11 protein-coding genes are annotated in these 19,829 nt (G+C 70.4%); 3 read left to right on the plus strand and 8 right to left on the minus strand.

Annotated elements, in window-relative coordinates:
* Positions 1-120: 120 nt before the first annotated feature.
* On the plus strand, positions 121-2,724 hold the full coding sequence (locus OWM54_RS37660) for a type VI secretion system Vgr family protein (protein WP_267700506.1): 2,604 nt from the start codon (positions 121-123) through the stop codon (positions 2,722-2,724).
* 9 nt (positions 2,725-2,733) lie between these two features.
* Here the strand turns inward: OWM54_RS37660 and OWM54_RS37665 are convergent, their stop codons facing one another.
* The 8 genes from OWM54_RS37665 to OWM54_RS37700 form a co-directional block, all read right to left on the minus strand.
* Positions 2,734-3,546 (minus strand): HEAT repeat domain-containing protein, encoded by an 813-nt coding sequence (locus OWM54_RS37665; RefSeq protein WP_267700507.1) that lies wholly within the window; start codon positions 3,544-3,546, stop codon positions 2,734-2,736.
* Between the two features lie 35 nt (positions 3,547-3,581).
* A complete protein-coding gene (locus OWM54_RS37670) occupies positions 3,582-6,983 on the minus strand; it encodes an RHS repeat-associated core domain-containing protein (protein WP_267700508.1) in 3,402 nt (1,133 codons plus the stop codon).
* 53 nt (positions 6,984-7,036) lie between these two features.
* A complete protein-coding gene (locus OWM54_RS37675) occupies positions 7,037-7,942 on the minus strand; it encodes a PAAR domain-containing protein (RefSeq protein ID WP_267700509.1) in 906 nt (301 codons plus the stop codon).
* Positions 7,935-9,182, minus strand: a complete 1,248-nt coding sequence (locus OWM54_RS37680; protein ID WP_267700510.1) for a tetratricopeptide repeat protein — start codon at positions 9,180-9,182, stop codon at positions 7,935-7,937. Before OWM54_RS37680 ends, OWM54_RS37675 begins: the two co-directional genes overlap by 8 nt.
* A gap of 202 nt (positions 9,183-9,384) precedes the next feature.
* Complete coding sequence (locus OWM54_RS37685) at positions 9,385-11,163, minus strand: tetratricopeptide repeat protein (RefSeq protein WP_267700511.1); 1,779 nt, start codon at positions 11,161-11,163, stop codon at positions 9,385-9,387.
* Positions 11,164-11,296: 133 nt separating this feature from the next.
* The gene (locus OWM54_RS37690) at positions 11,297-12,559 is read right to left on the minus strand and encodes a TolC family protein (protein ID WP_267700512.1); all 1,263 of its coding nucleotides are present in this window, start codon (positions 12,557-12,559) and stop codon (positions 11,297-11,299) included.
* Entirely contained in the window at positions 12,556-15,726 is a 3,171-nt protein-coding gene (locus OWM54_RS37695) for an efflux RND transporter permease subunit (RefSeq protein WP_267700513.1), read from the minus strand. Before OWM54_RS37695 ends, OWM54_RS37690 begins: the two co-directional genes overlap by 4 nt.
* Positions 15,669-16,844 (minus strand): efflux RND transporter periplasmic adaptor subunit, encoded by a 1,176-nt coding sequence (locus OWM54_RS37700; RefSeq protein WP_267700514.1) that lies wholly within the window; start codon positions 16,842-16,844, stop codon positions 15,669-15,671. Before OWM54_RS37700 ends, OWM54_RS37695 begins: the two co-directional genes overlap by 58 nt.
* Before the next feature lie 138 nt (positions 16,845-16,982).
* Here OWM54_RS37700 and OWM54_RS37705 point away from each other — a divergent pair, with 138 nt between their 5' ends.
* Together OWM54_RS37705 and OWM54_RS37710 are read left to right on the plus strand one after the other, a co-directional pair.
* Positions 16,983-18,482 carry a sensor histidine kinase gene (locus OWM54_RS37705; protein WP_267700515.1) on the plus strand — a complete coding sequence of 500 codons (1,500 nt, stop codon included), beginning with the start codon at positions 16,983-16,985 and terminating at the stop codon, positions 18,480-18,482.
* Positions 18,479-19,828: a sigma-54-dependent transcriptional regulator gene (locus OWM54_RS37710; protein WP_267700516.1), complete on the plus strand. Its 1,350-nt coding sequence runs from the start codon at positions 18,479-18,481 to the stop codon at positions 19,826-19,828. The genes OWM54_RS37705 and OWM54_RS37710 overlap by 4 nt, the downstream gene beginning before the upstream one ends.
* The last annotated feature ends 1 nt before the right edge of the window (position 19,829 follow it).

A 19,829-nucleotide genomic window follows, 5' to 3' on the forward strand; every position in this document is an offset into this window, starting at 1 on the left:
GGTGCAATCCCTTGCGGGTCAGCTGGGGCGCGCAAATGCTTGCGCCACCTTTTTCGCCAGCGCCCGCTGCGATATGACAAGCGTCGCAGAAGGCTCTCGAAATCCACGGGGGGATGCCGCGTGTCGGATTCATCAGACGACGTGCTGCGCCATGTTGGAAAAGCGGCGCAGGGAGTCCAGGACGCGGAGACGGCCGCCCGTCAGGCTCGAGCCGGTGTGCTGCCCGCCCAGGCGGTGCAGCCACTGGAGAGTGCCTTGCGGCAGGTGCCAGGGGTTCAGCAGGCGACACAGCAGGTTCAGCGCATCCAGCAGGTCGCGGCCGTGGCGCAGGGGGCCCTGGGCGCCGTGGGCGGGGTGGAGGCCCTGTCTGGGCTGGTCCAGGCACTCGGTGGCCAGGCGCCCCTGGACAAGGTGCGCTTCTCCTTCCAATCCAGCGCCGCGCCCGGCGCTGGCTGGCGCGTGGTGTCCTTGCATGCGCGGGAAGGGCTCAGCGAGCTCTACACCTGCGTGGTGGACCTGGCCAACGAGCACCTGGACGCGGATGTGGATGGGCTGCTCGGCTCGTCGGCGGAGGTGCTCATCGCCCACGAGGCGGGCGCGCGCCGCCTGTGCGGCATCGTCCACCGGGTGGAGCACCTGGGCACCCAGGCGGGGCACCTGCTCTCGCGCGCGCACGTGGTGCCGGCGCTCTGGTCGCTGTCGCTGCGCAAGGACCAGCGCATCTTCCAGGAGAAGACCGTCCCGGAGGTGCTCGAGGAGGTGCTCACCCAGGCGCTGCAGCCCTTCGAGCGACCCTTCCGGCTGGAGCTCAACCGCGAGTACCTGCCGCGCGAGTACTGCGTGCAGTACCGGGAGTCGGACCTGGACTTCGTCCAGCGCCTCATGGAGGAGGAGGGCATCGTCTTCTACTTCGACCATTCGGGGGAGAAGGAGGAGCTGGTCCTCATCGAGGAGAACGAGCAGTCGCCCGCGTGTCAGGCGGTGATGGGGACGCCCATCACGGTGAAGGGACCGGAGGCGGCGACCGCCTCGGATGAGTGTCTTCGCCACTTCGACTATTCGCAGCAGCTGCGCACCACCAGCACGGTGGTGCGGGACTTCAACTGGACGCACCCCGACTACGACTTGACGCGTGAGTCCCGGAGCAAGGACGAGCTGGGCCGGGAGCGCGAGTCCTACGAGTACCCCGCCCCGCTGCTGGGCCCGTATGACGCGAACGAGAAGAAGTACAAGTACGAGCCGGCCCAGAAGCAGGAGCTGCTGCGCCGTCAGGCCTTCCTGGCCGACGGCAAGCGGGGCCTGGGCGAGGGCTACGTGACAGGCTTCACGCCGGGCTACATGTTCGAGCTGACGGGACATGGGCACGCCGCGCTGGACCAGTGGTACCTGCTCACCCGGGTGGAGCACCACGGCGACGCGTCCGAGGAGCTGACCCAGGACTCGCTGTCGTTGCGCCCGCCGGGCGAGCAGCGTGAGCGCTATCGCAACACGTTCGAATGCATCCCGCTGGATGTGCCCTTCAAGCCCGCGCGTCGGCGTCCTCGCGCGAGGATGGCGGGCTTGCAGACGGCCACGGTGGTGGGGCCGGCCAGCGAGGAGATCCACACCGACGAGCACGGCCGCATCAAGGTGCAGTTCCATTGGGATCGGCAGGGCAAGCGGGACGAGAAGAGCTCCTGCTTCCTGCGCGTCGCGCAGGCGTGGGCGGGCCTGGGGTGGGGCTTCGTGTTCCTGCCGCGCATCGGCATGGAGGTGCTGGTGGACTTCCTGGAGGGGGACCCGGACCGGCCGCTGGTGGTGGGCTGCGTCTATAACGGGAAGAACACGCCCCCGTACGCGCTGCCCGAGCACAAGACGCGCAGCACCATCCGCACGTCGAGCTCCAAGGACAGCGACGGGTTCAACGAGCTGCGCTTCGAGGACGCCAAGGACGCCGAGGAGATCTTCCTGCACGCGCAGAAGGACTTCAACGAGGTGGTGTTGCACAACCACACCACGTCGGTGAAGGCGAACCAGACGAACGCGGTGGACGGCTCCCAGACGGAGACGGTGGGGGGCGACCAGTCGATGTCGGTGACGGGCAAGCGCACCAAGTCCGTGGACAAGGACGAGACGACCACCGTCAAGGGCAAGCGCACGGAGACGGTCGACAAGGACGAGGACATCACCATCAAGGCCACCCGCACGGAGAGGGTCACCGGGAAGGAGACCCTCACGCTCAGCGCGGGCCGGGAGGCCACCGTCAACACCCTGGAGAAGCTCACCGTCACGGGGAACCGGCAGGAGGCGATTGGCGGGAAGGACACGCTGGAGGTGACGGGTGACAAGTCCGTGCACGTCACCAAGAACTACGTGATGACCGGCGACGTGCAGCTCCAGGCCGTCCAGGGCGAGTGCAGCATCACCCTGAAGGAGAGCATCAGCGTGGAGGGGACCAGCAAGAAGGTGGCCCTCCACAACAGCTCCGGACAGATGGTCTTCGACGGCGGCAAGGTCGAGGTGACGTGCACGGGCCAGGAGCTGAAGCTCGTGTGTGGCAACGCGAGCATCCTGCTCAAGAGCGATGGAACCGTGTCCATCAACGGCTCCAAGGAGGTGGGGCTGGGCGCTCAGTCGAGCACGGTGAAGCTGGAGGCCGCGGGGGCCACCATCTCCGGGCCCAAGGTGACCTCCTCGGCCATCGGCGTGCACGAAATCACGGGCGCGCTCATCAAGATCAACTGAACCAGGGGCTCACGCGCCCTTCGCGCTGAGCGCCTGGAGGTTGTTCTCGAGCGCCTCTCGGGTGATGGCGTTGGTCTCCACTGCCAGCGCCGCGCGCAGTGGCTCGATGACCGAGGGGTCCCCGAGCACGCGCAGCGAGTGGGAGGCGCGCATCCGGACGTCTGGCGACGTGTCCTTCAAGGCGGCGACGAGCGGGTCTCGAAGTATCTTCTTCGCGGCCGCGGGGACCCGGCCCTCGCCGCCGAGCATGGCGGGGCCCACCACGGCCACTGCGCGGACGGCCTCCACCTTGTCCTTGAACCGGGGAACGACGCTCTGGCTTGCCTCGTAGCCAGCCAGGGCCCATGCCGCGATGACCGCGCGAAGGCGCGTGAGCTGCCGCTTGCTCTCCAGCAAGGGAAGGACGTCCGGGTAGGCACGAAAGTCGGCCAGGTATCGCCCCGCGATGCCGGAGAGCGCGACGATGGCCTTCTCCACGACCAGGGGGTCCTCGTCACGCAGGGCCACGGTGAGCGCCTCGGTGGTCCTGGGGTCCTTCAGCCACGCGGCCCGCTCGCGGGACTCCTCCGCGAGCGCCGCCTTCGCGATGGTGTCGGCGGCCTCGCGGCGGGTCGCGACGTCCTTGGCCCTCAAGTCCTTCACGGTGCCGGACAGCTGCTTCTTCAAGAGGCCCTCGACAGGGAAGAGCTCCTCGAACGCGGCCTGCGCCCGCGCGTCCAGGGTGGGCCCATAGGCGGCCTTCAACAGCAGGTCGCGCGCGGCCTCGGTCTCGTCGTTCTCCAACAGCTTCCTGGCTCGAGTGATGGTCTGGGAGTCGGTCATGGCGGAGGGGAGTGCGTCGGGTGCCCAGTCGCACCCTACCTGGGAAGGGTGATGATGTTGTTCCCGAGCTGTTGAAGGGTGGCGCTGGCTGACATGAGGGGGCGGGTCGTGTCTCCGTTGTTCCGGTAGCTGTGCCAGTAACCGCCGTCCAACCGGGTCCGGTTCAGGAGCAGCGGAGGGGCCGGTGGGGGCACGGCGAGGTGGAAGAGTGCCGAGCCTTCGATGTTGCGCGCCGCACGCCGGTCCGAGAGCCCCGTCGCGACGACACGCATGTGGTCGAAGCTGCCAGGAGAGTGCCCGCTGCGGTGTTGGCTGAGGCGCTCGTGGGGATGTTGGTTGGTGATCCCCACGTAGACGACCTGCGGTGGCTCACCCCGGGTGAGCACGTACACACTCCACCCAGAGGTCCTGCTGCCGCACCTCAACCCGAAGGGGTCATCCCAGCCGATGGGGTTCGGCGCATAGAGGAAGAGGTTCGGTCCCCCCGCGAAGCCGGTGGGGTCGGCGGAGATGAACTGCCCGGCGGCCGGGTCGTAGTACCGGGAACGGTTGTAATGGAGACCGGTCTCTTCATCCCAGAACTGACCGGGAAGCCTCAGGGACGGCGCCCGCGCGCTGCCCTCCTGGTGGACCAGGTTCCCCCACGCATCGTACTCCCCGCGCCAGACGCACTGCCCGGCTTCGTCGAGCAGCTCACGGGGGACTCCCAACTGCGACACGATGGCATGGCGCAGCTCCCCGTCTTCCCAGAGCGCGTGAAGCCAGAAGTTGTCGATGGCGTAGTCCGTGACGCCCCGAGGCCCCTGTTCGCTGAGCAGGTCGTTGCCCGCCCAGTAATAGGACGTCCTGCGTCCCTCGTGCTCCTTGAAGACGCGCCGCCCCGTTCCGTCATAGCCATACGTCGTCTTGCTTCCGTCAGGATGTTGGACCTCCCGGAGCTGGTCCAGGGCATCCCAATGGAACCGGGTCTGCTGGTCGCCCTCGGTGGCGCGCAGCCGTTGCCCGTTGGGGCCGTGGGTGAAGCGGGTCGCTCCATGACCGACGAGCACCCCGCCGGGGGCGTAGCTCAGTGACTGGTGGCCCTTGCGCGTCAGGTTCCCCAGCTCATCGTAGGCGTAGCGTCCGGCGATGCTGGAGGGCCCGTGAGCCGCCAGCAGTCTTCGGCCCGGATCGTACTCGAAGCCTCGGGACCCCCACTTCGCATCCTGGACCCCGAGCAGCTCCCCGTTGCGAGCGTAGACGTAGCTGCGCTCGACGAGCGGCTCCTGGTTCGGGGCGTGGACGCTTTGCCCTACGAGGTTGCCTCGCGCATCACACCGCACGTCCTCCCGGGCCGGCCCCAGCTCGCGGCTCGTGATGTAGTCCCGCGCGTCGTAACGGAAGGACTGGAACGTCCCGTGCTCCGTTCCCATCGAGCGCAGTCGCCCGCGGAGGTCGTAGTCCAACACGAGCGGCTCCGCGCGAGCCCCCTCGAACTCCCGCCGCGCGACGCCGCCGCTCGGGTGGTACGTGTACTGGACGCGCAGCCCGTTCTGGACCTCCGCAGTCACCCGTCCGAGCAGGTCGCGCTCGAACCGGACGGTGGCATCCGGCGTCCAGCTCTCGACGAGCTGCCCGTGGGCCGCGAACTTCTGTCGCAGCAGGTCCTGGGTGCCCGAGGTGAGCTGGAGCAGGTTGCCGGAGATGTCATAGGTCGACTCGACCACCGTGCCGCCGGGCTTGTGGTGCCGCAGCACGTTGCCGCCCAGGTCGTATTCGAAGCGCTCGGTGGCCCCATCGAAGCGCTGCTGCGCGACCAGGTTCCCCACGCTGTCGTATTCGAAGGTGGCCAGCTCTCCGGCGGGGTTGCGCACCCGCGTCAGTCGCCCCTCGGTGTCCCAGGTGTATTCGGAGACGAGGCCATTGGGGTCGATGGCGCGGACGCACTGCCCGAAGGCGGAGTGCTCGAGCCGATGCACGTACTCCGCGCCATCGACCCGCCGGGTCAGCAGTCCCTCGGCGTCGTAGGTCATCCGCTCCGTGGCGCCGTCGGGTTGTTCGACCTGGACCAGCCGTCCCAGGACGTCGTAGCGCAGGCGCAGGAGCGCGCCGCTGGCGTCCTCGATTTCGGTGGGGTTGAGCCGGGCATCCAGTCGGCGTCGCTCGATGAGCCCGTAGCCGTCGGACAGCCGCGTCTCGGTCCATGACGGGTCCCGCGAGACGAGGATGCGATTGCCGCCGGGCGTATGAATCGCGACGACGTCGTTGTTCGCGTCGCGCACATAGAGGCGCTCGCCTCCGAGCGGCTCCAGCACGTGGACGAGCGCCCCGCGCTCGTAGCGCATGCGCCAGACGGCGCCGCCGGACTCGGTGATGGACACCGCCTGGTGGTGCTCGTCGTACTCGAAGCGGGTGGTGGTGCCGTCGGGCCAGAGCTTCGTCGCGACGTCTCCGCGGTCGTCGTAGACGTAGGTCGTGACGTCCTTGGCCAGGCCCACCTCGACGACGGGGCGGCCGTGTTCGTCGTACTCCGTCGCGCGGATGCCTCCGTTGGGGAGGATCTCCCGCTCGACCTGTCCCCGGGCGTTGTATTGGTACGCGGTGACGTGGCCGAGGCTGTCGGTGACCTGTGTCAGCCGCGCCACGGCGTCGTACTGGAAGCGGCGCAGGTTGTAGCCACCTTCGCCCGCAGCCTCGATGCAGCGCCCCTGGGCGTCGTACTTCATGAAGTAGGCGCCGCCGGCGCGGTTGCGCTCCTCCGTCAGCCGGTCCTCGGCGTCATAGCCGTAGGTCATCGGCACGTCCGCGGCGTCGTGGACGGCCACCAGCCTGTCCCTGGCGTCGTAGACGTAGCGGGCGACGGTGACGGGCGGCGGCGCGTCCGCTCCCGGCATGGCGAGCTGGAGCATGGCCAGCCGGCCGCTCGCGTCGTATTTCAGGTGCACCGCGCGGCGCTCCGCGGACTGCGTCACGGAGGTCAACCGCTTGGCGCGGTCATACTTCAGCAACAACCCGTGGCCGGAGGGAATCTCCAGCGCGCGCAGCAGCATCGGGTCGCCGTCGTCCGCGGAGAAGACGTAGCGCTGCACGTCCGTCTCCAGGTCGTGCCAATGATAGACGACGAGCCGGTCGCCCTCGCGGCGCAGCTCCATCGAGTCGCCGAGGTTGAACAGGGACGCCCCGGTGTCGAGGCGCCCCGACGGGTCGTCGAAGAACACCTCGAGTCCGCCATGGCCGACGAAGCGGAATCCCTCCAGGTCCCGGCTCAGGCGAGCGTCCAGGTTGTGGAGCCAGCCCCGGCCCAGGATGGACGCGGGCTGGTCCAGGAGGTCCGTGCTGTACGTGCGGCGGAAGATGAGGGGCACGGTGCCCCAGAGCTCCACGTCGTGCGCCGCGGTGAACTGCACGCCAGAGGCGACGTCCACCGGGTGTCCCACGGCGCGCCGTCCGGTCTGCATGGCGCCGCCGCGGCGGTCGACTCCCTCGGAGGTGGGCTGTGGGGACGGCGGGCTCAATGGTTCCTCCCGGAGTTGCGACGACCCCGGCGTGCGCCGGCGCGGGCCCGCAGGCCCTTGACGAGCTTCATCAGTCCTCGCGCGACGTTCATCCAGCTGGGCATGGGGAACCCGCCGATGAGCACATTGGGCGCGCCCAGGGTGACGGCGCCCAGCGTCCCCGGGGGGACACAGGCGTCCTTGCCCATGGTGGCGCCCATCGCCATGGCGAGCGCGTCGGCGGCCATCTGCGCCGCCATCATCCCCGCGCTCATCCCCAAGGCCCCCGCCATGGCGGCATCGCCCTCCGCGCTGGCGCCAGCCGCCTCGACGGCGTCGCCCGCGATGGAGGCCACCTGCGCGGCCATGCCGGCGACCATCATGGCCTTGCTGGCCGCTTGCAGTGCCGCCGCGGCGCCCCGCGCGGCGGCTCCAGCGGGTGGGACGGGTTTGCAGTGGTAGGTCAAATCCAGCAGCCGCGCCGCGCGCGCTCCGCCGATGAAGACCTTGGACGAGCCGGTGAAGACCTCGAAGATGGGCGGCAGCCCGCAGCAGGTCGGCGTGAAGCCGAGGTCTCCACACCGCGCCGCGGGCATCCCGTTGATGAGCACCTGGACCGAGGTGCCCAGGGCGATGGCGCCGAGCACGGGCATGGGCGTGGGCGGCACGGGCGGGGGGCCGCTGGGCGGATGCAGCACGTGCGCGTGCGGGATTCCCACGGCCATGGACCCGAGCGTGGCGGCGGGGAACGAGGGGAGCGCCTGGGAGACGGAGTTGGTGGCCAGGGCGAAGCCTTCGTTGAGCAGGTTGATGCCCATGGAGGGCAGGCCCGCCACCATGCCGAGTCCTTCCGACAGGGTGTGGAGGGCATTGCGAGGCCGCTCCGGTGAACGGTAGCGAGGCGCGGGGGGAACGTTAGGCATGGTGGGGTCCCTCGCGTTTGAGGTGCGTGAGCTCGGTCTCGACCCCTGACAGGCGCTCCTTCATGCGCAGGTGTCGATACGTGCGGCTCAGGTGCTCCAGGTTCGCGCAGAGGTTGAAGTGCAGGCCGACCTTGCGGCTGAGGTGGGCCGCGGCCTCCCAACGCAACACGGCCTGCTTCGCGTCGCCCTGTTTCTCGCGGCAGAGCCCGAGCCACTCGAGCGCCCGGGCCTTGCCCTCGGGGTCGAGCATGCGAGCGGAAACCTGCTCCAGTCCCTCGAAGTAGCGCTCCGCCTCGCTGTAGCGCTTGCGTTCGAAGGCGAACTCGCCCAGGGACTTCACCACGACGGACAGGATGACGGGCGCCTTCGACGCGATGGCGGGGACCAGCGCGCATTCGTACCAGTGCTGGGCCTGGTCATGTGTCTGCGTGCGGCGGAACACGTCACCGATGCCATGCATGACCATGGCTTGCATCGAGTGGTTCTCGGTCTCCTGATAATAGCCGAGCAGGGTGGTGTACTTCGCGGTGGCCTCCTTGTGTCGACCGTGCGCGTAGTCCAGACAGGCCAGGGTCATCAGCGCCTGCATCCGCTCCGCGCGGGGGCGCTCGTCGTCCTCCATGTCCTTCTGGAGGCTGGCCTGCACCGCGTCGGGGCCGAGGTCGACGGGGAGGGTGCTGACACGCGGGAGGAGGGGGGCGTTCTTGTCCGTCCCGGTCGGGAGTCTGGGGTCCCTGAGAATCAATCGCAGCCCCTGCATCCAGGGTTGGATTCCATGTCGGGGCACCAGCGACGCGACGAGCGCCGCGTAACCGGCGGCGTCGGAGATCTGCTCGGGGAGCATGACCCACACCAGCCGGTGGCCTCCCTCTCGGGGGAAGAGGGAGCGCGCGAAGCCGATGGCCTCCTGGAGGAGCTCCCGAGGAGGCCGGGAGGGACTCAGGAGCGTCTGGGGAAAGTCCGGGAGGGGAGGCTTGCCGGCGTCGAGGAGCGCTCGGGATGCCAGGCCATGCTGCTCCTGGAGTTGCTCGATGGCCTCGCGAACGAACTGTCGCGGTTGATGAAAGGCGTTGCTGAAGAGAAGAAAGACGTCGACGTCCGAGGCCTGTTCCTGGTCGCGCAGGAGCTTGAGGAGGATGGCCGTGTCGTTCTCGGAGCACTGGACCAGGAGCAGCAGGTCCTCGCGTTGCTCGATGAACTCCTCGAGGCGCTCCTGTAGCTCCTGAAGAAGCCTGCGCATCGCCTTGTTGCCCCCCCGGCACCGAGCTTCATGACCGGAGTCCGCACACTAACGCCGCCGGCAATCTTTTCTCAACCGGTTGGCCGACCAGCTCCCGCCCGGTGGCCCTACCTGGATGGGATTGGGTCCGAGGCCCACACCCGGGGCCATGCACGGGGGCCATGTCTTTCAATGGCCGCCCGTGCCGAGGCTCCTCGCGGCCTCAAGGTCCTGCGTTGCGCTCGATGTGCTCGCGGCGCTGCTCGAGGGCCGTGCGCTCGGTGTCGGGCAGCTCGGGCAACTGGAGCCAGGCGCAGACCAGGGCGTACTCGTAGCTCGCGTAGTCCTGGGTGTGCTGGTCCAGGGACTGGAAGAGGGCGCGGACCTCGGCGCGAGCCTCGGGGGTCGTCCGTGCCACGTGGGCCAGCGCCACGAGCGCGGCCTCCACCGTCCAGTCCATGGGGCCCTTCGCCAGGGCGAGCAGGAGCGTCCGTCGCCGCGAGTCGAGCCAGCCTTCCTCGCGGGTCGCGATGACGAAGGCCGCGGCCAGCTGGACGCGCTGCAGCCACGCCCAGGTGGAGTGGCTTCCTCGCGGCGGCGGTGGATGCACCATGGCGCGGGCGATGCTCTCCAGCTCGTGGGCGCTCAACGCGCGGGACGTCCGTGCCGCCTCACGCCACCAGTCCTCGAGCTGGAAGGGCGCGCTGGCCAGCTCCGCGAGCGCCGTGCCCACCTCCTCGGGAGGGGGCGGGACCGCGCGCGTCGGACGTGTGTCGGTGTAGCTCCACAGCGTGAGCTCCACCGGCTCGATGGGCTGGCGCGGGTCGGGCCGCTGTACTTGCTGGACGACGACGTCGACGACGCAGGGGAAGCCACGCCATTCGCGATGGAGCTCCCACGCCAGCTGGACGCTGGGCGCCTCGAGCCACTGGGTGGTGAACTTCACCTTCGGCGGTGTGTTCCCTGACGCCGCGGGGGGCTGGAGGCTCATCTGCCGCAGGGCGTGGATGCCCGCATCGACTCTCTGCGGCAGGTAGTCCACCCAGGGCACGAACTCGCGCGTGACGGAGGCCGCGAGCTGGCTCTCGCGCGAGGGACCGGACGTCGTGTCCGCCACCGACAGCAGGCGCTCCAGGGTCGCGCGCTCCTTGCTCTCACGGAACTGGAGGGCGGCCACGGAGGCCTGCGCCCAGGCGCTGCCCGGCTCATGGCTCAACGCCGATTGATACCAGTTGAGCGCCTCGTCGAAGCGCTCCTGTTCACGCAGCATGTCCGCGATGTCCAGCCGCGTGGCGTTCTGGGTGGCGTCGTGGCGCAGCGCGGCCTGATAGGCCTCGAGTGCCTGGGGAACACTGCCTCGTGCGCGGTGGACGTTGGCCAGGAGCATGGCCGTGAGCCAGTTCGGGATGGTGGCATGGGCCTCGGTGGCCACGGCGAGCGCCTCGTCCAGCCGGCCGAGGCGGTGGAGCAGGGTGCCGCGCAGCCACGCCACGGCCGAGTGGGTTCGATGCCGGATCGAGAGGCGCTCCAGCACCTGGAGTACCCGGGGCGGCAGGCCCGGCTCGGAGGGCGCCAGCCGCGTGAGGATGACGCTCAGCAGGCTCAACGTGGGCTCGATGGGGGCCTGTTCGGCGACCCCCTCGGCCTCCAGCCAGGGGAGTCCCCAGCGCACGAAGTCCGTGTCCCGCTTCGCGTGGACCACCTGGGAGAGCAGCTCGAGGGCCTGTGCGGGCTGACCTTGTTCGTGGATCATCCACGCGCGCACGGCGACGGTGGCGAAGGACACGCGCCCCTGGAGGGGGACGATTCGCAGCGGGTCGGGGCCCGCGTCCTGCTTGATGCGCCGCAGCAGGTCCAACCATTCAGGGCGGGTGACGTCCGTGCTCAGCGCGCAGCCCACATGGTACGCCGCGTGGGGGAGGTCGCCCGCGAAGAGCGCCTCCGCGGCGAAAGAGGCGTCCTGCTCCGGCGTGGGTCGAAGTGAGGCGTGTTGGCAGTCCATGTCGAGGACCCACCGTACTTCGCCGACCCTGCTTCCGCCACGGCTGGAGCGTCCCAGCGCGAGCTTCCGCTCTTCGACAGGAATTGAGACATGCCGTGCCCGCGAGGAGGAGCGCTCGCGGGCACGGCTCCTCTCAAGGCACCTGGGTGAGCGTCTCCAGTCCTGAGGCGAAGAGCACGGCCGCCTCCGCCTGCTGCACCGCCTCACGCTGCTCCAGGTGTTGCAGCCGCAGGTCCTTCAGCGAGCGGAACGCGTCGAGCAGCTCCAGGATGCTCCCGCGTCCTTCCCGGTACGCGTCCTCCGCCATGCGCCGCAGCGTGGGCAGGCGCTCCACCACGTCCCGCTCCAGCGTGGCCAATGCGCGGTGCCTGCCCGCCAGCACTGCGTGCGCGCGGGTGAGCTCCGCCCGGGCCTCGGCGACCTCCGCGTCCAGCGCCCGGGTCTCCGCGTCCACCTCCGCCGAAGCGCGAGCAATCGCCCCCTGGTTCCGGTCGAACAGTGGCATCGGCAGCGACAGCCCCAGATACCCGATGGTGCTGTCCTCCCGCCGCGTCACCACCGCGCCCGCCTCGAGCGAGGGCACCGGCATCCGTTCCCGCTTCGCCACCGCGAGCCCGCCCTGCGCCACCGACTGCCGCTGCCGCGCCGCCACCAACGACGGCCGCTGCCGCACGCTCGCCTCCCACAGTCGGCCCAGCTCCGGAAGGGGGCCCGTCGCCCCCAGCGTCCCCGAGGCACGAGGGCTCCAGCCCGGTCGACCGAGCAGCGCCGCCAGCCGCCCCGCGGCATCGTCGACGCTGGCCTTCGCGTTGAGGACCTCGACCTCCAGCGTGCGTCCCTCCACCTCGATGCGCTCCACGTCGTACCGGCTGGAGTCACCCGCGGCCGCTCGCCCCTTCACCACCTTCTCCACACGCCCCAGGTCCACGGAGGTCTCCTCCAGCAACCGCAGCGCCTCCTGGCTCGACAGCAGGGACGCGAAGGCCTCGCGCACCGACAGCTCCCGCTCCGCGAGCGACGCCGTCACCCGCGCCTTCTCCGCGGCCACGCTCCGCTCGGCGAGCTCTCGTCGGACGCCGCGCTGCCCGAAGAGCAGCAACGGCTGCTCCACCGTGAACTGATGCGACATCGACGAGCCCGTGTTGGCCCCGTGCAACAGCCGCTGTCCGCCATAGTTGAACGACGGATTGGGCAGGATGCCCGCGGCGATGCGCTCCGTCTCCGCCACGCCCACCCGGGCCTGCTCCGCCGCCATCCACGGACTGTCCTTGGACAACAACTCCAGGGCCTGGGGCAGGGTGATGACCTCGGGGGGCACGGCGGCCGACTCCTCCGCGCGAGCCCCCACCGACGTCAGCGCCCAGCACAATCCCCACATCGACACGAGGCGCTTCATGCCGCCACCCCCTCGGCCTTGCCCGCTTCATGGCCCGCGCCCGGCACCACGTGCGTCACGCCCGAGTCCCCGGCGTCCTCGTCCTCCTCCGAGGAGGCCGTGGGGCTCCGGTTCCCCACGATGACCGAGTAGAACGCGGGCAGCGCGAACAGCGACACCAGCACCGCCGTCACCAGTCCGCCGATGATGACGATGGCGAACGGGCGCTGCGTCTCACTCCCCGCGCCGCTGGAGAGCGCCGCCGGCATCAACCCCAGCATCGCGAGCAGCGCCGTCATCAGCACCGCGCGGAACCGGCTCGCCGCGCCGCGCGGGAGGGCTGTCTCCAGCGCCTCGCCCAGCTTGCGCCGGTCATCCACCGCGCTCACCACCAGCAACGACGCGAGGCACACCTGTCCCAGCAAGGTGATGAACCCCACTGCCGCGCTGACGGACAGCGGAATCCCCGTGAGGGCCAGCGCCAGCACGCCGCCGCACATCGCGAACGGCGCGCCGGCGAGCACCGCGCCCGCGCTGCGCATGGAGCCCAGCGCCGCGTACAAGAGCGCGAACACCACCAGGAACGACAGTGGCACGATGACCGCCAGTCGTCCGAGCGCGCGCTCCTGGTTCTCGAACTCGCCGCCCCACTTGAGGAACATGCCCTCGGGAATCGTCACCTCGCGCTCCACCGTGGCCATGGCCTCCTGAATCGTGGAGCCCATGTCACGTCCCTCCACGTTGAACTTCAGCGCCAGCGTGCGGCTGTTCGCCTCGCGGTTGATGCTCGCGCGGCCCAGCGCCTTCTCCAGCCGCGCCACCTCGCGCAGCGGGACGTGTCCTCCGCCCGCGGTGGGCACGAGGATGTCGCCGATGCGCGACTCGTCTTCCTTCTCGGTGCCGGGCAACAGCACGCGCACGGGCACGGGCCGCTCCTGCTCCCACAGCTCCGTCACCACCTTGCCGCCCAGCGCCGTCTCGACCAGGTCCTGCGCCGTGGACACGTCCACGCCCGCGCGGGCGAGCGCCTGCCGGTCCAGCACCACCTGGAGCTGCGGCACGCTCGAGTCGCGGTAGAGCCCCAGGTCCACCACGCCCTCCACGTCCTGCAGCGCCGTGACGGCGCGCTCCAGGGTGCCGCGCATGGCCTCCAGGTCCGTGCCGAAGACCTTGAGCACCACCTTCCCGCGCACGCCGCTGATGGCCTCCTCCACGCTGTCCTTGATGGGCTGCGAGAAGTTGAAGCTCACGCCCGGAATCTCCAGCAGCGACGCGCGCATCTCGCGCACCAGCCGCTCCTTGTCCCAGCCCTCCCGCCACGTCTCCGACGGCGTGAAGCGCACGAAGGTCTTCCCCATGTTGACGGACTCGTTGTCGGTGCCGTCCTCCGGGCGCCCCTGCTCGACGAGCACCTCCTTCACCTCGGGGAAGTCCAGCAGGCGCTTCCTCACCTCCAGGAGGATGTCCGCGCCCTTGGCCAGGGAGATGCTCGCGGGCATCTCCACGAAGACGTTGATGTCGCCCTCGTCCAGCTCGGGCAGGAACTCGCTGCCCACGCGCGAGCCCACGACTCCAGTGAGCACCACCAGCGCCGCCATGGAACCGAACACGAGGGTCCGGCGCGGCATCAGCCAGGTCACCGCGCGCGCATAGGACTCGCGCAGGGTGACGAGCAGCCGGGGCTCCTTCACCTCGGCGTCCTTGGGCCTCAAGAGCAGGGCGCACAGCGCGGGCACCACCGTGAGCGCGAAGACGAGCGCCCCCACGAGCGCGAAGCTGTACGTCAGGGAGAGAGGCCGGAAGATGCGGCCCTCCACGCGCTCCAGGGTGAAGACGGGGATGAGGGCCGCGATGATGATGGCCATGGCGAAGAAGGTGGGCCGGGCCACGTCGAGCGCCGAGTGGATGATGAGGCCCAGCATCTCGCGCCGCTTCCGGGGCCGCTTCACGCCCGCTTCGTGCAGCACGTTCTCCACCAGCACCACCGCGCCGTCCACGAGGATGCCGAAGTCGATGGCGCCCATGGAGATGAGGTTCGCGGGCAGCCCCACCATGCGCAGGCCGATGAAGGCCGTGAGCAGCGCCAGCGGGATGACGGACGCGACGATGAGCGAGCAGCGCATGCTGCGCAGGAACAGCCACGCCACCGCGACCACCAGCAGCGCGCCGTGCAGCAGGTTGTGGTGCACCGTGGACAGCGTCTGGCCCACGAGCACGTTGCGGTCATAGAACGGCTCGATGCGCATGCCCTTGGGCAGTACCTGCCCGTTGAGCTCCTTCACCTTGGCGTGCACGCCCTCCAGCACCGTGCTCGGGTTCTCACCCCGGCGCAGCAGGACGACGCCCTCGGTGACGTCCATGTCCAGGTCGTGGCTCACCGTGCCCCGGCGCGGCGTGTGGGAGGCCACCACGCGCGCGACGTCGCCCACCGTCACCGGCGTGCCGTCCTCGCTCTTGAGCACGATGTCCTGCACGTCCTTGGCGCCCTTGAGGTAGCCCACGCCGCGGATGAGCAGCTCCTGGTCGCCCTGACGCAGGAAGCCTCCGCCCACGTTGCGGTTGGAGCGCTCCAGGGCCTCGGTGACGTCCGCCAGCGTCAGCTCGTGCGCGAGCAGCCGCGACGGGTCCACCTGGACGTGGAACTCCTTGAGGAAGCCGCCCAGGCTGAGCACGTCGGCGACACCCGGCACCTGGCGCAGGTGCCGCGCGATGCTCCACTCCATCTCCGAGCGTGTCTCGGTGAGGGTGTGCCGGTCGCTCAGGACGCGGAACTGGTACACCTTGCCCAGGGGCGTGGCCTCCGGCGCGAGCCGCACGTCGGCCTCGTCGGCGAGGTCCGCGTTGGACAGGCGCTCACCGACGATGGTGCGCGCCTTGAACGGGTCCACGCCGTCGTCGAAGGTGAGGAAGATGAGCGACAGTCCGAAGAGGCTCTCGCTGCGCATCTGGAGCATGCCCGGGGTGCCGTTGAGCACGCGCTCCAGCGGCACCGTCACCTGGCGCTCGATCTCCTCGGGGGCGAGCCCCGGCATCTGCGCGATGACGTTGACCTGGAGGTTGGTGACGTCGGGGAACGCCTCGACGGGCGTGTCCAGGTAGGCCTTCACGCCGAACAGGCCGATGCCCAGGGTCAGCAGCAACACGGGCAGGCGGCTGCGGACGCAGAATTCGATGAGTCGTTGCAGCATGGGGTGGGGTCTCCGCTAGAGCAGCTGGTCCGCGGCGCCGTCGAGCAGCAGCGCGCCTCGGGTGACGACAGGCTCACCCGCGGACAGCCCGGCGATGACCTGCACGCGCCCATCCACGGGCGTGGCGACGACGACGGGCCGGCGCACGAAGGTGCGAGCGTCCTGCCGCACGTACACCACGGAGTCCTTCCCGTTGCGCAGCAGCACCGCCTCCACCGGGGCGTCAGGCTGGCCTCGGCCGCGTCGATGCGCGCGCGGCCGAACATTCCTGGACGCAGCCCCTTGGCCGGGCTGTCCAGCGCGATGCGCACCGGCGCCGTGCGCGAGCCGCTGGTGACCACCGCGCCCACCGAGACGACCTGGCCCGTGAGCGGCTCGTGCAGCGAGGGCAGGGTGACGCTCGCCCGCGTGCCCTCGCGCACCTGCGGCAAATCCCGCTCGAACACCTCCGCCACCACCCAGAGCGCGGAGGCGTCGCCCACCTCCACCAGCGGCTCGCCTCCGGGCTGCACGGAGACACCCTCCGTCGCGGTGCGCGCGAGCACCGTGCCGGCCAGCGGCGCGCGCAGGACGACAGTGGTGCCGCTCCCCGCGCCCACGAAGCCCACGGAGGCCTGGGCGCGCGCCAGCTCCGCGCGGGCCTCGGCCAGGCGCGTCTCCGCGGACAGCCGCTCGCGCTCCGTGCTCACGCCCTGGTCGAACATGCGCCGCTCACGCTCGAAGCCGGACTCCGCCTCGCGCAGCGCCGCCGCCGCCGTGGCCACCGCCGTGCGCGCCGCCGCGGCCTCCGGGCAGTCGAGCGTCACCAGCGGGTCCCCGGGCTTCACCACGTCGCCGGTGCGCACGTGCACGCCCACCACGCGGCCGGCCAGCGACGCGCCGAGCCGGGACACGGCCCCGTCCCGGAACGCCACGCGCGCGGGCGCCTGGAGCCTCGCCCCGCCGGCATCGGGCTGGACGGGGGTGACGGTGACGAAGGCCTGGGAGGCCTCGGCCAACTGCACCACCCCCTCCTTCAGCGTCTTGGGAGGAGGCCGCTCCGGGGTGGCGGTGGTCGCGGCGGCGCTGGAGCAGGCGGAGGAGAGGGCCAGCAGGCCCAGGAGCACGGTCCTTTTCATGGCGGGGCACCAGGGCAAGTCCTGGTCCAGCGTGTCGCGTACTCAACTCATTGAAATCACAGGGAGTGAACTCGCCCAGCGGGCAGGTAGGAGCGAGGCGAATTGAATCACCTGTGCACTTTCGCCACAGTGGGCGGCGTGCGCATCGCCACCAAACTGGGGCTCTGGCTGACGCTGACCAGCGCCCTCATCCTGGGGTCCTACGGCTACCGACAGCTCCAGCGGGAGGAGCACGAGCTGCGCACGGCGACGGAGGAGTCCTCCCGGCTGTTGGCCACGGCGCTCCAGGTGGCCATGGAGAACGCGCTGCGGGACGGGCAGGGCGCGGACGTGCGGGAGATGCTGGAGTCGTTGGAGGTGAAGGACCCCACGGTCGACGTCTTCGTGTTCGATGCGAAGAAGGGGCTGGTCGCCCGCTCGTTGGGGAGCTCGCGCACGTTGCCGCTCGTCGAGGCGGAGGCGCTCCGGGTGATGGAGGCGCACGGCGTGACGTCGCGCTTCGAGGGGCCGGAGGGCCTGTCCCACCTGTCCGTGGTGGTGCCGCTGCGCAGCGACGAGGGCGGGACGGTGGGGGCGCTCGCGGTGGTCAATCCGCTGGATGGGCTGCGCATGGATTTGGAGCGCACGCGTCGGTCGACGCTGCTGTCCGTGCTCACGCTCATCGCGGGCATCTCGGTGGTGGGGTGGCTGCTCTTGTGGCTCCACCTCCAGCGTCCGCTGGAGCGCGTGGTGCGGGCGATGCGCGCGGTGCGCGGCGGTGACTTCTCCGCCACGGTGGTGGTGGAGCGCGAGGACGAGGTGGGGGAGATGGCGCATGCCTTCAACGCGATGGTGAAGGAGCTGGGCGAGGCGCGGGGCCGGCTCAACGTCGAGACGGAGGCGCGCATCTCGATGGAGGCGGGGCTTCGCCGCGTGGACAAGCTCGTCACGCTCGGACAGCTGTCGGCGGGACTGGCGCATGAGATTGGCTCGCCGCTGCTCATCCTCGGTGGGCGGGCGCAGGCGCTCGCGTCGAGGACGGAGCTGCCCGACGACGTGCGCCGCAACGCGGGCATCCTGGTGGAGCAGTGCGAGCGCATCACCCGGACGGTGCGACAGCTCCTGGACCTCACGCGCCGCAAGCCTCCGCGTCGGGAGGTGCTCGATGTCCACCAGCCCGTGCGCGCCGTGGTGGAGCTGCTCGAGCACGACGCTCGCAAGCGGGACGTGACGCTGGAGTTCCAGGTGGAGGCCCCGCTGCCCCGCGTCCTCGCGGATGGGGACGGCGTGCAGCAGGTGGCGCTCAACCTGCTCACCAACGCGCTGCGCGCCACGCCTCGCGGAGGTCGCGTGCGGGTGACGCTGGCGCCGTCCGTCTTCCGGAGCGCTCCCGGGCTGTCCGAGCGCCGAGGGGTCTGCCTGTGCGTCGAGGACACGGGCGTGGGCATCGAGGAGGAGCAACAGGCGCGAATCTTCGAGCCCTTCTTCAGCACCTGGACGGAGCTGGGCGGCACGGGGTTGGGGCTCGTGGTGGTGAAGTCCATCGTCGCGGACCACGCAGGCGCCGTCTCGGTGACGTCCCGAGCGGGCGAGGGCAGCCGGTTCCTCGTCCAGCTCCCAGCGGCCGAGGACGAGGACATGAAGGAGGAGGCAGAATGAGCGCGCGTGGACAGCGGATCCTCGTCCTGGATGACGACGCGGCGGTGGTGGACTTCCTCTGCGAGAGCCTCACGGAGCGCGGCTACGTGACGGTGGGGATGACGTCCCCCGAGGAGGCCCTGTCTCGCTGCGCGGAGGAGGCGTTCGACCTGGTCATCTCCGACGTGGAGATGCCTCGGATGCGGGGGACGGAGTTCCTGGAGGCGGTGCTCGCGCGGAGGCCGGGGCAGCTCGTGCTGCTCATCACGGCGTTCGGGAGCATCGAGCTCGCGGTGGCGGCGGTGAAGGCGGGGGCCTGCGACTTCGTGACGAAGCCCTTCAACATCGACGCGCTGGTGCTCTCCATCGACCGCGCGTTCCGCGAGCGTCAGCTGCGCAGGGAGATTGTGCGGCTGCGCGCGGCGGTGCCCACGGACGCGCCGGGGGGACTGGTGGCGCGCAGCCCCGCGATGCGCAAGGTGCTGGAGATGGCGCGACGGGCCGCGCGCACGGACTCGACGGTGTTGCTCACGGGGGAGACGGGGACGGGCAAGAGCGCGCTCGCGCGGCTGGTGCACGAGTCCAGTGCCCGGCGCGCGGAGCCCTTCCTCCAGCTCAACTGCGCGGCGCTGCCACCGGGGCTCGCGGAGAGCGAGCTGTTCGGCGCCAGGCGTGGTGCGTTCACGGACGCGCGTGAGGACCGCGCGGGTGTCTTCGTGGCCGTGGGCGCGGGGACGCTGTTCCTGGACGAGGTGGGGGAGCTGTCGCTGGAGGTGCAGGCCAAGCTCCTCCAGGCGCTGGAGACGGGGAAGGTGAGGCCGCTGGGCGCCAGCGCGGAGGTGACGGTGCGCGCGCGGGTGGTGGCCGCGACGAACCGGCCGCTCGAGGAGCTGCTGCGCGACGGGCGGTTCCGGCCCGACCTGTACTACCGGCTCAACGTCATCCGCCTGGAGGTGCCCCCGCTGCGCGAGCGGCGCGAGGACATCGTCCCGCTGGTGGACTTCTTCCTGGGGCGGCTGGGAGGCGCGCAATCGCGCGAGGTGCTCGGGGTGTCCGCGGCGGCGATGCGCAGGCTGGTGGCGCACGCGTGGCCGGGCAACGTCCGGGAGCTGGCGAACCTGCTCGAGCGCGCGGTGGCGCTGGCGGACCACGACACGCTCGTGCCCGAGGACTTCGACCTGCCGGGTGACAACGGCGGGATGCAGGCGCTGTTCACCCGGGCCAGCGGCGAGGAGCTGCCCCTGGAGGACGTCGAGCGGGCCTACGTGCGGCGAATCGTGGACGCGCAGAACGGCAACAAGGCCGCCGCCGCGCGCATCCTCGGCATCAACCGCCGCACGCTCTACCGGAAGCTGGGCGAGGAGTGAC

This window comes from Myxococcus sp. MISCRS1 (genome assembly GCF_026626605.1).
Taxonomy (GTDB): Bacteria; Myxococcota; Myxococcia; order Myxococcales; family Myxococcaceae; genus Myxococcus; species Myxococcus fulvus.